The organism is Comamonas sp. MYb396, assembly GCF_037479555.1.
Lineage (GTDB): Bacteria > Pseudomonadota > Gammaproteobacteria > Burkholderiales > Burkholderiaceae_C > Comamonas.
The window spans coordinates 196243-211156 of sequence record NZ_JBBGYU010000004.1 but is presented as its reverse complement, the minus strand read 5'-3'; the positions used below and the strand labels follow the sequence as shown (position 1 = coordinate 211156).

Here is a 14914-nt window from a genome sequence, read left to right as displayed (position 1 = left end):
AGGTGGATGAGTGGTTTAAGTCGCACGCCTGGAAAGCGTGTGTGGGTTAATAGCCCACCGCGGGTTCGAATCCCGCCCTCTCCGCCAGTCAACAGGTGAAATTGTCAGCCAAGCTGTCCACGCTTGGCTTTTTATTTCCTGGCCACCACAGGATATAAAACGTACAAAACATGCGGAGAGGTGGATGAGTGGTTTAAGTCGCACGCCTGGAAAGCGTGTGTGGGTTAATAGCCCACCGCGGGTTCGAATCCCGCCTTCTCCGCCACAGATGACCGATTCAAACGCTGCAAGGGCTTTTGAATCTAGCGCTACTAGATAGCGCACAAAACAAAGGCTGCAAATTTCGGTTTGCAGCCTTTCTTGTTTCTAGCGTGACGCTTTTCAGTAGCCCTAGCTGTGAACTGTCAAGAGGTTGTTTGCAGATTTGAGCCTGGCCATTGGGGTAATTCGACCAATGCCGCTGTGAGGCCTGTGCCAGTTGTAGTAATGCTGCCAGCTATGTAAGGCTTGTGTTCGCTCAGCTGAATTCTGGTATGTCCAACCATAGGCCCACTCGCGCAGCGCCGATTGGATGAATCGCTCGGCCTTGCCGTTGGTCTGTGGCCGGTACGGCCTGGTGAACTTGTGCTGCACGCCCAAGGCGTTGCAGGCCGCAGCGAACTCCCTTGAGCGGAATGCCGCACCGTTGTCGGTCAGCAGGCGTTTGATGCTCACTCCAAGCCCCGCATAGTACGCCACGGCGTTGCGCAGGAAGGCGACGGCTTGCGGCGTTTTCTCGTCCGGATGCATAGCGGTAAAGGCAATGCGTGCGTGGTCGTCAATGGCCACGAACAGTGTCTCCCCATCCCGCACCATCGACCGAATCGCGCCGATTGCCTGTGACGCGGTGGCTGGGCCGAACGATGCGCCCGAGCTTCTTGGTATCGATGTGCAGCATGTCTCCAGGCGCATCGTGCTCATAGCGAACCACGGGCTCGGTCGGCTGCAGATCGCTGAGTCGAGACAGGCCCGCACGGGCCAATACCCGGCTCACGGTGGACGCCGAGACGCCTGCGTAGCTAGCAATGCGCGACTGCAACATGCGGCGTTTGCGTAGCTCAACAATGAGCAAGGCCTTGGAATCGCAGATGGCTTTGGGAGAGCAAATGGGCCTGGAGGAAGCATCGGCCAGGGCTGCTTCGCCGCCCGAGAGGTAGCGGCCCAGCCACTTGCGAGCGGTATGTGCGGTGACGCCTTGAAGGGCTCCGGCCTGAGAGGCATCCAAGCCTTGCAAGGTCATCTGTTTGACCATCTCCAGTCTCCGGGCAAAGGTAAGTCGGGCATGCTTATGAGTGTTCATCCGGTTGGCTATCCTGAGTGGTTTGGGTGTTTGGCGACTTCCAGTCTCTCAAATCCAACCCGGATGAACACCGGATACAACCTATTGAACCTTCACACCTAGCGCAAATAAAACCTAAACCGCGCCCCCACCTCCCCTGCCCCGCTCAGCAGTTCGATCGAGCTGTCGTGCAACTGCAGAATGCGGTGCACGATCATCAGCCCCAAGCCACCAGAGCGGCCATCGCTGCGGCTGTGCATGCGGCTCAAGGTGGGGCGCTCGAACAGGCTGTCGCGCAGCGCGGGGGGGATGCCTGGGCCGTTGTCCTGCACGGTCACGCTGATGCGGCCCTGCTCTGCGGCACGCAGCTCCACCTGAATATCCCCGCCTGGCGGCGTGGCGCGGATGGCGTTGTCGATCAGGTTGACCAGTACGCGTTCGAGCATGCCCAGATCAGCGGTGACGGGGGGCAGATCCGGATCGATCACCGCGTGCAGGCGCTGTGCCTTGGCTTCGGCGGCCAGCTCAAACTTCTGGAACACGTCCTGCAGCAGATCGGGCAGAAAGAAGCGCTCGGGCTCGGGCTTGACCACGCCGTATTCCAGGCGCGCCAGCTCAAACAGTTTTTGCGCCAGATCACCGACCTTGCGGCTTTGGTCCAACGCAATGCCCAGGTAGCGGCGGCGCTCGTCGGGCGACAGCACATCGGCCTTGATCTGCAAGGTCTCCAGATAGCCATGCAATGACGTTAAAGGCGTGCGCAGGTCGTGGGAGATATTGGCGAAGAGCTCGCGCCGCTGCTGGTCTTGGCTGCGCAGCTTTTGCCACTGCTCCCAGGTGCGTTGCGCCAGCTGTGCAAAGGCCTGGCTGAGCAACGCTATATCGGCTCCGCCATGGGCGGCTTTTTGCAGCTTGGCCTGCGCCTGGGGTAGGTCGGCCAGGCCATCGGTTTGCAGCTCTTGCACCGCGGCCGTCAGGCGACGCAGCGGCCGGGTAATCAGGCCAAAGGCCACAGCTGCCGCGACCGCGCCCAGCACCACCACGACCAGCAGCGACCACAGCAGTGTGCGCAGCGCGCCGTCGCTGCTCACGCGGGCAGCCAGGTTGTCACGGCCCTGACCTTGCAGGATCACATAGACATAGCCAGATCGCTGGCCGCCCTGCATCAAGGGCGCGGCGCTGAACACCTTGCGCTCGGTCATGCTGCGGGGATCGTCTCCCAGCACGGGCAGCGCCGCGCCGCTGAACAGGCGCTGCAAGGGCTCCAGATCAACCTTTTGGCGCAGTATCTTTTCTTGCGGCGCATCGTAGGCCTGGATGGCGCCGCTGTCGTCGAGCAGGTAGACCTCGACGCTCGGGTTGACCTGCATCAGCTTGCCAAACAGCTCGCGGCTGGCGCCGGCATTCAGGCCATCGGCACGCATCAGCTCCGGGTATCGAGCGATGCGTGCGGCCAAATCCTGCGACAGGCGCTGCACCACCTCTTGCTCGCGCTGATCCGACACCCGCATCTGCAGCCAGACCGTCGCCGCACTGCAGGCGAGCAGCAGCAGCACAAAGACCAGGGTCAGGCGCTGGGCCAAGGTGGTGGATGCGAGCCTCATGGCGTCTCCTCCGCCCATTTGTAGCCATGGCCCCATACCGTCAGAATGCGCTTGGGGCTGCCCGGATCGGCTTCGATCTTGGTTCGGAGGCGGTTGATATGGGTGTTGACCGTGTGCTCGTAGCCATCATGGCGGTAGCCCCAAACCTGGTTGAGCAGGTCAAACCGGGAAAACAACTTGCCGGGGTTGCGCACAAAAAAATGCAAGAGGTCAAACTCCCTCGGTGTCAGCTCCACCTGGGTGCCACCCAGCTTCACCTCGCGCGATATGGGGTCGATCTCCAGATTGCCGAGCACCAGCACACCCGCATCCAGCCGGGCGTTCTGCGCCAAGGCCTGGCTGCGGCGCAGCAGCGCGCGCACCCGCGCCACCAGCTCCAGCACCGAGAAGGGCTTGGCCAGGTAGTCGTCCGCGCCCAGCTCCAGCCCCAGGATGCGGTGCATCTCGCTGGAGCGGGCACTGGTGATGATGATGGGCACGTAATAGGCCATCGCGCGGGCACGCCGGCAGATCTCCAGGCCATCCACCCCGGGCAGCATCAAATCCAGCACCAGTGCATCCCAACCGCCCCGCTCCAAGGCCTGCATGCCCGCGTCGCCATCGGCCATGTGCACCACCTCATAGCCTTCATCGCGCAGATGCAATTGCAGCAGCTCCGCGATGGGGGCATCGTCTTCGACGATCAAGATACGTTTGCTGGGGTTCATGCTGTCATTGTGCGGTACATGGGGCGGTCTGCTGGGATCGGCACTTGGCGGCAAACCCAGGCGCCGCGCCCGCAAACACTGGAGGCAAGCGCGCTTGAGTGGCCAATCCAGTCAGACCCTGGCAGCCTTGGCCGCCGCCTGCATCTGCTTGCGCTTTTGAAAAACCCAGCGTGCCGCCAGCAAGCCAGCCAGGATCAGTCCGTAGAGCCACACCTCGGCAAAGTTGTTCTTACCCGAGCGCATCCACCAAAAGTGCAGCACGGCCAGCGCAGCCGCCCCATACACCGCGCGGTGCAGCATCTGCCAGCGCTTGCCGCCCATGCGCCGGATGATCTTGGGCACCGAGGTAATGGCCAGCGCCAGCAGGATCAGCCAGGCCAAGGTGCCCACAAGGATAAAGGGGCGCTTGATCAGGTCGTCGACGATCGCGGGCCAGTCCACCCCCATGTCAAACACCACATAAGCCAGCCAGTGCAAGCTGGCGTAGAAGAAGGCATAGAGGCCCAGCATGCGGCGGTAGGCCGCCAGCCCGTTCCAGCGCAGCCACTGCCGCAAGGGGGTGACTGCCAGCGCAAAGCAGATAAAGCGGATGGCCCAGTCGCCCAGCGAACGCAGCAGTGCCTCAGCCGGGTTGGCCCCCAGGCCATCGGTCGCGGCCAGATAAAACAGCCAGGCCGCTGGCACCAGGCACAGCAAGTGCAGCAGCAGCCGCTGCACGGCTTTGGCAGAAAAACGTGAAGGCTTGGGCATCGGCATGTACGCGTCAGTAGTTCTTGCGCAGATCCATGCCAGCGTACAGCTGGCCCACCTGGGCTTCGTAGCCGTTGAACAGCAAGGTCTTGTGGCGCTTGGCAAACAGGCCGCCTTCACCAATGCGGCGCTCGGTTGCCTGGCTCCAGCGCGGGTGCGGCACATCGGGGTTCACATTGGAGTAAAAGCCGTACTCGTTGCGCGCCGCCTTGTTCCAGGCGGTGCCCGGCTGCTTTTCCACCACACGGATGGTCACGATGCTCTTGGCGCTCTTGAAGCCGTATTTCCAGGGCAGCACCAGGCGCACCGGTGCACCATTTTGCGGGGTCAAAGTCTTGCCGTACATGCCAAAGGCCAGCAGGCTGAGCGGGTGCATGGCCTCGTCCATGCGCAGTCCCTCGGTGTAGGGCCAGTCAAGCACACCGCTGCGCAGGCCAGGCATCATCTTGCTGTCGGCCAAGGTGACGAACTCCACATACTTGGCGCTGCCCTGGGGCTCCACCTGCGCCAGCAATTTGGACAGCGAGTAGCCCACCCAGGGGATCACCATGGACCAGCCCTCAACACAGCGCAGGCGGTAAATGCGTTCTTCCTGGGCGCTCAGCTTGAGCAGCTCTTCGATATCAAAGGTCTTGGGTTTGTTGACCAGGCCTTCGACCCGCACCGTCCAGGGCCTTGTCTGCAAGGTGTGGGCGTAGCGCGCCGGGTCGCTTTTGTCGAGGCCAAACTCGTAGTAGTTGTTGTAGGTGCTGGCATCCTGGAAGGATGTGGGCGTCTCCATCGATATCGCACCGGGCACCGTAGAGCGAACGGTGCTGATTGCTTGCGTGCCATCGGACTTGGCCGCTTGCGCCCAGGCGCCGCCTGCGGCCAGCGCCGTGCCGCCTGCCGCACCGAATTTGAGCAGGTCGCGACGGCTCAGATACAGATGCTGAGGCGTGATGTCGCTGCTGCTGCCGTGGTCAAAGCCCGCGTTGTTGGTACGTATCAGCATGGGTATCGCTCCTGAAGTCGGTAGATGCAGATGAGGCCGGCCAGCAGGCCTGCCTCGGTTACCTCTAATAGACACTATCTTCAGCGCAAAGATCTCAAGCGCTGCTCAGTATTTGTTAAACAAAAAGTTATAAATACAGCGGACCACGGCTGCTTGACTGCCAATGACGCTCTGCAAAACCCCATGCCGTGGTCCGCATGCAGACGCCGGCGGCCAAATGCATTTCACTGGGCAAAGATTTTGCAGAGGAACGCTCACCGTTCTTTTTCAAGCTGGGTCATTGAGTTTCGCTATATTAAACCATGGTTGGGAATAGCTTCATCCTCCAGCCACTTCAGCACCTGCGGCGCAATCTTGGGTGCCATGCTGTTGAGGGCTTCGCGGGACATGGGAGCGCCACTGGGATGAATCAGTTGAAACCCGAGTACGCAGCCACGGACAGCTCCTTCAGCGGCCCCCATTCCGATACCCACGTGACGAATTGAGGACAGCCGATGCCCAGAATAAGAACTATCAAACCTCCTGATAGGCGTGTCATCATCAGCATCTCTACCTACTTTCGTCCAGCGCCCATCATTGCTACGAAATCTCATTTGATACACACCTGCTGTAGCTTCCGCAGTAACCCTATTGATATATTTTCCCACCCGCACATTGTGGGAATTACTGATTCTGGAGCCGGAACTCATGACACTGCCATCTTCATACATCGCATCAAAACCGAATATAAAACGCGTGCGCCATTGCATTCTATCCCAGACCTCAAGGCTACTCAGCGGGGAGGATGGACGCCTCCACACTGGAATAACATCAGGCCTGCTATTTTTTCGCCCCAACCAGCCAATGACGGGCGTAAATATCTCGCGATCGAGTTTAATACGAGATTTACCAGGATAGCGAATCGGATCAAGATTCGCCCAGGTATCTCGCAGGTCAAGCACCGTCAACTGATATTTTGTTTTCTCTATCAGCATCGCGGACAAAGGCATGTTTTGCGCCAAGCCGACGGTAGAGTGCGGGTTATCTCTGCGCGCTTTATCGATGGTGTACGAGGCATGGGTATCCACATAGATGGTATACCGTCTGATCAGCACAACCATTTCACTTGTGTATCTAGCCACAAGCCCGTCACTCAGACCAATATCTCGTCCTTTGAGCACCATATCTCTCAGCAATGCCAAATGAAGGGTAGCAGCGATCGCAAACAGAGGCAGCAGCGCAGCCTCCTCTCCTCTGACTTGAAACCCCGGAACCATGGCCGTAAATTGCGTATTGGCAGCGATGCTTTGAGCCCTAATTTCGTCACTATTTCCACTTTCAATAGCAATCTTATAGAGGCGACTGACTTCAGAAAGACCGACCAGATCCCTCTGAGCCAATCTCAACAATGCCTCTGAAATCCTGGCTCTCATCAGGCGGTTCCACATCTGCTCCGGTGACTCACCAGAGCTGGGTATAAACGATGCACCCAAAAATGACAAAAATCCGCCGATCACCGGGACTGCAAACGCACCAATGAGAATGCTCTCTCGTAAAACATCATAGATATCCCCCGCCAAACCAGACTGACGTACTTCGTCTTGCATAGGCAAATCATCATTGGCATAGACAAGCCCCGCAGTTGATAAGACAGATGCCCCAGCTGCGGCTCGTTGTATGAAAACTCTGCGCCCTGATGATGTCTCGAATTTTGCTTTTTCCATCGCTCATCTCCCACAATCCAGCTGATTAATATCAGCGTAGATTGATCACAACCAATAATAATATCCAGCACGCTTAAGGATACTTTGCACTTGCAGGCCAGAACGTTGGTAGCCAACTATAAATTATGTAGACATTGCTCACCTCCTCTGCCTAAAAGGCAGTCATCAATCCACTGAACATTGAACCAACCTTCCACTAGGATGGGCCGATACTAATAGACTGAAATTTTTGGTGCTCACATCAATTGTCTGTAATTGCTACCAACTCAATAAGACGATCTACTCAAGCCATACATTTAGCCGATCAAAATTTATCAGAACATGCTTCGCGTACCCCACACCTTCATGCCTGCATGCTCCTAAATCTCATTTTTGATTCTCTACAAACTGTCACCTGCTCCGCACCTGTGACCGGATAGTTGTCGCCAAGCTGCATCTGAAAAATCGTGGGGACTGACTAGTAAATCCAAACAAATACTTACACTTATATAGGCATACTCCGCACTTGCTATAAAAACCTTTTGATGCAATATCACCATGCAGATTACTGCGAAGCAATCCACTTAAGACTCGATAGAAACAAGGCACTCGGTATTCATCAGTACGACCTCGCTGTGAGACAGTGAAGACCTGTTCAAAGTCCCCTACCCACTGCATTCAGCATCTTGGTGAATCAGAATCGCTGTCTGAACGATGTCAGTTGCGAGCGTTGCAACGCCCTCAGTGAGGTGCAGGAGAGTGAATGCAGGGGAAGGCTCCGTGCAAGGTGGAGCCGTATGTCATGTTCTGTGCCGCGCTGCGCCGGATCAGAAGCAGAGCCTGTGGGCCATACCGCTCCACTAGTTGCCCAAGTGGCGCACAGTGCCTGCGTACTTTTCGATGTGGAACATATCCGGCGCAGCGATCTGCCTGTTGCAGGCATAAAAATCGCGACGCTGTGAGCGTGCAGCTAGGTGGCCCAGACATTCTGGATGGACAGGTCACCGTGCAGATCGCCAAGCAAAGTGGACGACACAGGTGGAGGGTGATGCCCTAACGCAGGGCAGTCCAGCGCAGCCTCAAGTGGCTGGTGATGCGCAAGCGATGGAGGAAAAACTGCGAGCTTGCCCAACAGCAGTCCGCAGCTCCTCCATTTGGCCTTGTTGGCCTTGTTGGCCTTGTTGGCGCTACAGCGCAAACGACGGCGAACAGGCGCTTAGAACTTATAGCGCGCCGACAGGTAATAGCTGCGCGGATCCCCATACACGCCCGTGCCATACGAGCCCATGCCCGGCATATAGGTCTTGTTCAGCACATTGCTCAGGTTCAGCGCTACCGACAAGTGCGAGTCCACCTCCCAGCGCGCCATCAGGCCCAGCAAGGTGTAGGCCGGCTGGGTGGCGCGCCACTGGGTGTCGCCCGCTTGCTGGTAGTAAGTCTCGCTCTGCCAGCTGAGCGACCCGCCCACCGTCACGGGGTTCCACTGGCCGGGCAGGCGGTAGCTGGTGCTGAGCTTGACCAGGTGCTTGGGCTGGTTGGTGTTGACGGCGCTCAGGATCACATCGGGCTGGTAGCCCAAGGTGGACTCGCGGTAGGTATAGCCCGCGTACACATTCCAGGCCGGGGTGACCTGGCCGGAGACCTCCATCTCCACGCCCCGGCTCTTGACGCCCTTGGCCGCGATGTAGATTTCTTCGCCAGTGGCGGGGTTGGAATCCACATACTGCGCGGCATTGTTTTGCTGGGTGTGGAACAGCGCGACCGAGGTGTTGAGCTTGCCATCCAGCAGCGCACCCTTGATGCCGATCTCCTGGCTCTTGCCGGTGAGCGGCGGCAGCGCCGCACCGCCCGCATCCTTGTAGTAGGTCTGCGGGTTGAAGATATCGGTATAGCTCGCATAGACCGACCACTGCTTGCTGAAGTCATAGACCAGGCCGGCATAGGGAATAACCTTGTGGTTCACCTTGAGCTTGTCATTGAGCGTATAGGCGCCAGTCGCCAGATCGGTCTCACCGTCATGCAGGCGATACCAACTCAGCCGCGCACCCAGGATGACGGACAGCGCATCGGTGGGGCGCAGGCGCACAGCGCCAAAGGCACCTTTTTCTGTCACACGTGTATCGCGGTCACTCTCCAGATCCATTTGTGGCTCTGGTGCATCGCCCTGCCATGCAAAGTAGTTGCCCACCGGGTCATAGCCGGTGGAATAACCGGGCGCGCCACGGCGCTCGCGCGACCAGCCTGCGCCGAAGGTCAGTTCATGGCTGCGGCCCAGCAACTCGAACGGGCCCGACAGTACCGCATTGAGCGAGTCGGTGGTCGAGGTCGTGGGAATCTTGGCCGACAGCATATTGAGGCCCAGCCCTGTCTCTTTGTCCAGCGAACCATAGGCCGCTACGCCCACCTTCACATCACGGCTCTGGCGCAGATGGCTGCCAGCCAGCTCCAGCTTCCAGCCGTTGTCAAACACATGTTTCAGATCGGCAAACAGGTTGGTGCTGTCGTTGTTCCAGTACGACCAGCGCGCAGCCGGGTTGAGCGAGGTCGGGAAATGCGTCTGCCGGCCATCCGAGAAAAACAGCGGCAGATGGCCATAGCTTGCGCCGTCAGCACGGGTCTGCATATAGTCAATGCCCAGCGCGGCCGTGGTGCGCGGCGCCAGGTCGGCCTCGACGATGCCGTAGAAGTTGCGGGTATCGCGGCTGTAATAGTTCACATGCGAATCGGCATTTTGCGCAGCGGCCACCACGCGGGCACGCACACTGCCATCCGCATTCAAGGGGCCTGATACATCGGCCACACCACGCTGCTTGCTCCAGGAGCCCACACCGCCTTCCAGTGATGCCTGGAACTCCTTGGTCGGCCGCTTGCGCACCAGGTTGACGACCGCGCCTGGGTTCCCCGCACCAGTCAGCAAACCGGTAGCGCCCTTGACCACTTCCACCCGGTCGTAGATGGCGCTGTCCGCCAGCGATGTGGTGTATTGGTTGGCCGAGTTCATCGTGTTGGGCATGCCGTCGAACTGGAAGTTCTCGACCGCAAAGCCGCGTGAGTAGAAGGTGGCACGCTCGCTGTCATTGCGGCCTACCGTGATGCCAGTCACCTTGTCCAGAATCTCGGGCAGGTTGCTCAGGCCCTGGTCGTCCATCTGCTGGCGAGTGATCACCGTCACCGACTGCGGTGTCTCACGCAAGGACAAGCCCATGCGCGTTGCCGTGCTGGATTCCGCTGCCGTGTAAGAACCCGTGTGCTCCGAAGCGGCCACCCGGTCGGCCTGGGACTGCACCACCACCGGCGCCAGCACCATCTCGCCCGCCACCGGGGCCGGGCTGGCCGCCGCGCGCTTGCGCAGCACATAAGAGCGGTCGCCCGCAGGCACGGCCTCCAGCCCGGTTCCCGCCAGTAGCAGCTGCAGTGCCTGGGCCACGGGCAGCTGCCCGCGCACGCCGGGCGATTGTGCGGCGCTCAGCAGCTCGGGCGTGCCGCTGACGCTGACACCGGTTTGCGATGCAAAGGCCACCAGCGCGGCTGGCAGTGGCCCGGCCGGCACCTGCAAGGATTGCACCGCGCCCGCAGGTGCAGTGGCCTGCTCGGCGGCGGTTTGGGCATGGGCCGGCACGGCCAGCCCCAGCATGGCGCTGACGCCCATGGTGATGACGGCGGCTTGCACCGCGCGAGCCAGGGTCGATGGCATGGGCTGCGCTCCCGCTGGGGTGGGGTGAGGACGATAAGAAACGGTTGGCATAAGGCTTCCTGCTTGGGGTCGGTACAGATGAATTCGCTGTCTCTATGCAGGACAGCCGACCGCACCCAAAGGGGCCAACTTGGCAGAAAATTTATAAAAGTGCTGTGTAAAGTTCAGTGCGACAAGGGCAGCACCGTGATCCAGTAAAGGGTTCGGGCACTGATCTGCACCGGCAGCAAATGGGCCAGGTTGGCCAGCACCGCGTCGGTATCGGCCAGCTGGAACGCGCCCGAGATGCGCAGCGCCGCCACCTGCGGGTCGCAACGCAACCAGCCTTTGCGGTAGCGGCCCAGCTCGGCCAAAAAGGCATCCAGGCGCATGTTGTCGGCCGCCAGCACACCTTGCGTCCACTGGCTGGCCCCGGCCTGGGCAAGCTGTGGCTGCCCTGCTTCGCTGTCGCTAAAGCGCAGTTGCTGGCCGGCCTGCAAGCGCAGTGCTGCAGCGCCGCCGCGTGGCCGCACCTCCACCGCATCCTGCTGCACGGCCACATCGCTGTAGCCATCGCCACAGCGCACACTAAAGCGCGTGCCCAGTGCGCGTATCTCACCCTGCTCGGTGGTCACCATAAATGGCCTTGCGCTGGCCTGCGGATCGGGGGCCGTCTCCACATAGAGCGCGCCAGCGCGCAGATGGATGCGGCGCTGCAGCGCATCGAACTGCACATCGGCGGCGCTGGCGGTGTCCAGCACCATGCGGCTGCCATCGGCCAGCGTCCAGCTGCGCCATTCGCCAGTGGCGGTGGCGTGGCTGGCCGTCCACTGCTGCACCGGGGCCATGCGCCAGGCCAGCCAGCCCGCCGGCACTGCCGTGATCAGCACTGCCAGCGCGCGCACGGTATCGCGGCGCGTGGCACGGCGCTCGGGCCGCGACAGCGCGGGCGAGCCCAGCGATGCTGGAATGGAGCCCGCCCGCAGGCTGACGGCCATCGCCCGCTGCCAGGCACGCTCATGCGCAGGCGATTGCGCCCGCCAGCGTGCCAGCGCGGCCTGGGCATCGGCGCTGCCGGCCTCCTCTTGCAGACGCACAAACCATTCGGCCGCCTGCATCGCCACCTCGCGGGTGATGAGGGGCGTGGCCGCAGGCGCGGGCACGGGCGCGGGCGGCGGATTCCAGACGCTCATGGCGGCAACCTCAGTCCGCCAGCAAAATGCACTCGGCCATGGCCTGGGCCATATAGCGCTTGACCGAGCGCAGGCCCACGCCCAGCACCTGGGCAATCTCGGCATAGGTCAGGCCGTCGATCTGCGAGAGGATAAACACCGCCCTTACCTTGGCCGGCAGTGCATCGAGCATCGCATCGACCTCCTGCAAGGCTTGCAGAATGGCCAGTTGCCGCTCGGGCGAGATGGCCTCGGGCTCGGGCAACACCGCCAGCGCCTGCAGATAGGCCTGCTCCAGCGACTGCCTGCGCAGGTGGTTGACCAGCACATGCTTGGCCACCGTGGCCAGGTAGGCACGCGGGGCGCGCAGCGCAGCGGCCGGCGGCGTAGCCGCGCTGGCATCACCATGGCTGGCAGCGGGGCTCAGCAGCCGCACAAAGGTGTCTTGCGCCAGGTCTGCTGCCTGGTGCGCATCACCGAGCCTGCGGCGCAGCCACCCTTGCAGCCAGCCGTGGTGCTCCACGTAGAGTGCGGCAATATCGGGCAGCACGGGCGCAGGCTGCAGGGGCACGGGGCTGGTCGCAGTCATGGGGCAAACCGCAGTCCGGCTGTCAGCGCTTAGAAGTCCACACTGGCGCTGACCGTGAAGGTGCGCGGGTTGGACAGCACCAGGTAGCCGGTCGAACCCACCGAGGCCCAGTAGTTGCGGTTGGCTGCGTTCTCCACGCGGGCACGCAGGGTCACCAGGCGGCCATCGATTTCGGTCAGGTAGCGCGCGCCCAGGTCAAAGCGGGTCCAGCCTGCCACCTGCAAGGTATTGGTCGCATTGGCGTAGCTGCTGCCGGTGGCCACGGCGCGGCCATCCAGGGTCAGGCCACGCAGGCCGGGCACATCCCATTCCAGGCCCAGATTGCCTTGCTGGCGAGGCACGCCAATCACGCGCTTGCCGGCATTGGGGTTGTTGCCATCGGCCAGCTGCTTGGCATCCAGCCAGGTGACGCCACCCAGCACACGCAGGCCGCGTGTGACCTGGCCAAACACATTGAGCTCCAGGCCACGGTGGCGGTCCATGCCTTCAGGGCCGTAGACGCCCGAGATGGAATTGCGGAACACGCGCGGCTTGTCGGTGGTGAACCAGGCCAGGCCCGCGCCGATATCGCCACCGTCCCACTTCAGGCCCACTTCCTTTTGCTTGGAGACATAGGGCGCCAGCGCCGCGCCGGCATTGGCCACCGGCAAGCCCGACGACAGCGCCGGTGCAATCTCGCCCGGGGTCAGGCCTTCGATGTAGTTGGCGTAGAGCGATACCCGCTCTGCCGGCTTGAAGACCACGGCCGCCATCGGGCTCGTGCGGCTCTTGTCCACCTTGGGCGCTGCAATGCCGGTGTTGTAGGCAAAGGTCTGCGTCTCGATGGTCTGGTGGCGCACACCCAGCGTGAGCAGCAGGCGCTCGTCGAACATCGACAAGGTGTCCGACAAGGCCAGGCTCGACAGCTTGATGCGGGCCTGCACGGCCGGGTCATCCAGATCGTTCGAGCTGGTGCCCAAGGGCGGTGCCGCGCCGTAGACCGGGTTGTAGAGATTGGTGGCCAGCGCACCGGCTGCGGGCTGCGAGTAGAAAGCGTTCTTGCGCTTGTCCGAGAAAGCCGAGGCTGCCAGCACGATGCTGTGGCCAATGCTGCCGGTGGTCAGCTTGCCGCGCAGGCCGACTTCGCCGGTGAAGATGTCATCGGCGCGGGTATTGTCAAAGCGCCCTTGGGTGCCGCTGCCGGTGCTGCCATTGTTCAGGGTCAGGCTGGCGAGCGAGTTGCGCTCGCGGCCAAAGCGTGCACCGCCGGCCACCCAGGCAGTGAACCGGCTGTTGATGTCGTACTCGGCGCGCACCGAGCCAAAGCTGTCGCGCTCGTTCGAATAGGTCCAGGGCTGGGCAAAGTTGCGGCTGTTGTCCGGAGCGCTGGGCACCTGGGTCACCGCGGCGCCCAGGGTCACATTGGGGCGTGGCGTGGTCAGCTTGTGGCTTTGGTAGCCCACATCGGCCGACAGGCGCAGATTGCTGGAGCGCCAGTCCATCCCCAAGGACACCACACTCAGATCGACGCCTTCGTCGTCGATCGTGGTATCGCCCTTGCGTTTGGCCACGTTGAGGCGCAGGCCGGTGGCCTGGTCGGGGCCAAAGCGGCGGCTGATGTCGGCCGCGGCATAGCCTTGCGCGCCGCTGGAGCCACCCACGCTGACCCGCGTCAGCGGCTCGTTCGAGGCGCGCTTGGGCAGCAGGTTCAGGGCGCCGCCAATGCTGTCACCGGCGGGCGATGCCCCATTCAAAAAGCCGCTGGCGCCGCGCAGCAACTCTACGCGCTCAAACAGCTCGGCCGACACATACTGGCGCGGCAGCAGGCCGTAGAGGCCGTTGTAGGCAATGCTGTCCGAGCCCAGCACAAAGCCGCGCACAAAATACGATTCCTGGAAGTTGCCAAAACCGCGCGAGACCCGCACCGAGGCATCGTTTTGCAGTACATCGCCCACGCTGCGGGCCTGCTGGTCGCGGATCAGATCCTGGGTGTAGGCCGTCGTCGAGAACGGCGTGTTCATGATGTCTTCGGTGCCCAGAATGCCCACGCGGCCGCCGCGCGCGACCTGGCCGCCGGCATAGGCCTTGGACAGGCCCTGCGCCGATGCATCGGCACTGGCGTTGACGGTCACCATCGGCAAGACGCTGTCTTCGCCGGCAGCTGGCGCCACTGCGGCGGTGGCGGGAGCGGTGTCTGCAGCGCCCTCCTGGGTTTGGGCCAAAGCGGGGGCGCCAGCAAAAGACACCAGCAGAGCGACTGCGCCAGCCACCGGGTGGAGCGCAAAACGGGAAGCAAAAAACATACAGACAACCAGCCAAGAAGCAAATGAGACTGATTATCAATCATGCATCTGAGCGCCCCGGCAAACTGGCGCAAATCAGGGGCTTTGTCAGAGGCAAGTGTTGCCTGTAGCTGACAGACTGGGCACTGGCGTTGCTGCACCGC

At 61.5% G+C, this 14914-nt stretch carries 9 protein-coding genes, 1 tRNA gene and 1 pseudogene; 1 reads left to right on the top strand and 10 read right to left on the bottom strand.

Annotation, left to right across the window (positions count from 1 at the left end; translation table 11 throughout):
• Positions 1–174 precede the first annotated feature (174 nt).
• A tRNA-Ser gene (locus WH265_RS11235) sits at positions 175–265 on the top strand.
• A gap of 125 nt (positions 266–390) precedes the next feature.
• Here the strand turns inward: WH265_RS11235 and WH265_RS11230 are convergent.
• From WH265_RS11230 to WH265_RS11185, 10 genes and pseudogenes are all read right to left on the bottom strand, one after another.
• A pseudogene (locus WH265_RS11230) lies at positions 391–1339 on the bottom strand (IS481 family transposase).
• A gap of 98 nt (positions 1340–1437) precedes the next feature.
• A complete protein-coding gene (locus tag WH265_RS11225) occupies positions 1438–2922 on the bottom strand; it encodes a sensor histidine kinase (protein WP_339558342.1) in 1485 nt (494 codons plus the stop codon).
• The gene (locus WH265_RS11220; RefSeq protein WP_339558341.1) at positions 2919–3629 is read right to left on the bottom strand and encodes a response regulator transcription factor; all 711 of its coding nucleotides are present in this window, start codon (positions 3627–3629) and stop codon (positions 2919–2921) included. Before WH265_RS11220 ends, WH265_RS11225 begins: the two co-directional genes overlap by 4 nt.
• A 111-nt stretch (positions 3630–3740) precedes the next feature.
• Entirely contained in the window at positions 3741–4379 is a 639-nt protein-coding gene (locus tag WH265_RS11215; protein ID WP_339519603.1) for a sulfite oxidase heme-binding subunit YedZ, read from the bottom strand.
• 13 nt (positions 4380–4392) lie between these two features.
• A complete protein-coding gene (gene msrP / locus WH265_RS11210; RefSeq protein WP_339537891.1) occupies positions 4393–5373 on the bottom strand; it encodes a protein-methionine-sulfoxide reductase catalytic subunit MsrP in 981 nt (326 codons plus the stop codon).
• A 290-nt stretch (positions 5374–5663) separates the two neighbouring features.
• Positions 5664–7076 carry an insecticidal delta-endotoxin Cry8Ea1 family protein gene (locus tag WH265_RS11205; RefSeq protein ID WP_339558340.1) on the bottom strand — a complete coding sequence of 471 codons (1413 nt, stop codon included), beginning with the start codon at positions 7074–7076 and terminating at the stop codon, positions 5664–5666.
• Positions 7077–8271: 1195 nt separating this feature from the next.
• Positions 8272–10749 (bottom strand): TonB-dependent siderophore receptor, encoded by a 2478-nt coding sequence (locus WH265_RS11200; protein WP_339558339.1) that lies wholly within the window; start codon positions 10747–10749, stop codon positions 8272–8274.
• A 164-nt stretch (positions 10750–10913) separates the two neighbouring features.
• On the bottom strand, positions 10914–11921 hold the full coding sequence (locus tag WH265_RS11195; RefSeq protein WP_339558338.1) for a FecR domain-containing protein: 1008 nt from the start codon (positions 11919–11921) through the stop codon (positions 10914–10916).
• Between the two features lie 10 nt (positions 11922–11931).
• A complete protein-coding gene (locus WH265_RS11190; protein ID WP_339519596.1) occupies positions 11932–12489 on the bottom strand; it encodes a sigma-70 family RNA polymerase sigma factor in 558 nt (185 codons plus the stop codon).
• 29 nt (positions 12490–12518) lie between these two features.
• Entirely contained in the window at positions 12519–14771 is a 2253-nt protein-coding gene (locus WH265_RS11185) for a TonB-dependent receptor (RefSeq protein WP_339558337.1), read from the bottom strand.
• Between the last annotated feature and the right edge of the window lie 143 nt (positions 14772–14914).

Bases quoted from the DNA above. Each gene is read 5' to 3' on its own strand.
- WH265_RS11200 (WP_339558339.1), bottom strand. From the start codon at position 10,749: ATGCCATCGACCCTGGCTCGCGCGGTGCAAGCCGCCGTCATCACCATG.
- WH265_RS11220 (WP_339558341.1), bottom strand. From the start codon at position 3,629: ATGAACCCCAGCAAACGTATCTTGATCGTCGAAGACGATGCCCCCATC.
- WH265_RS11185 (WP_339558337.1), bottom strand. From the start codon at position 14,771: ATGTTTTTTGCTTCCCGTTTTGCGCTCCACCCGGTGGCTGGCGCAGTC.
- WH265_RS11190 (WP_339519596.1), bottom strand. From the start codon at position 12,489: ATGACTGCGACCAGCCCCGTGCCCCTGCAGCCTGCGCCCGTGCTGCCC.
- WH265_RS11195 (WP_339558338.1), bottom strand. From the start codon at position 11,921: ATGAGCGTCTGGAATCCGCCGCCCGCGCCCGTGCCCGCGCCTGCGGCC.
- WH265_RS11205 (WP_339558340.1), bottom strand. From the start codon at position 7,076: ATGGAAAAAGCAAAATTCGAGACATCATCAGGGCGCAGAGTTTTCATA.
- msrP (WP_339537891.1), bottom strand. From the start codon at position 5,373: ATGCTGATACGTACCAACAACGCGGGCTTTGACCACGGCAGCAGCAGC.
- WH265_RS11225 (WP_339558342.1), bottom strand. From the start codon at position 2,922: ATGAGGCTCGCATCCACCACCTTGGCCCAGCGCCTGACCCTGGTCTTT.
- WH265_RS11215 (WP_339519603.1), bottom strand. From the start codon at position 4,379: ATGCCCAAGCCTTCACGTTTTTCTGCCAAAGCCGTGCAGCGGCTGCTG.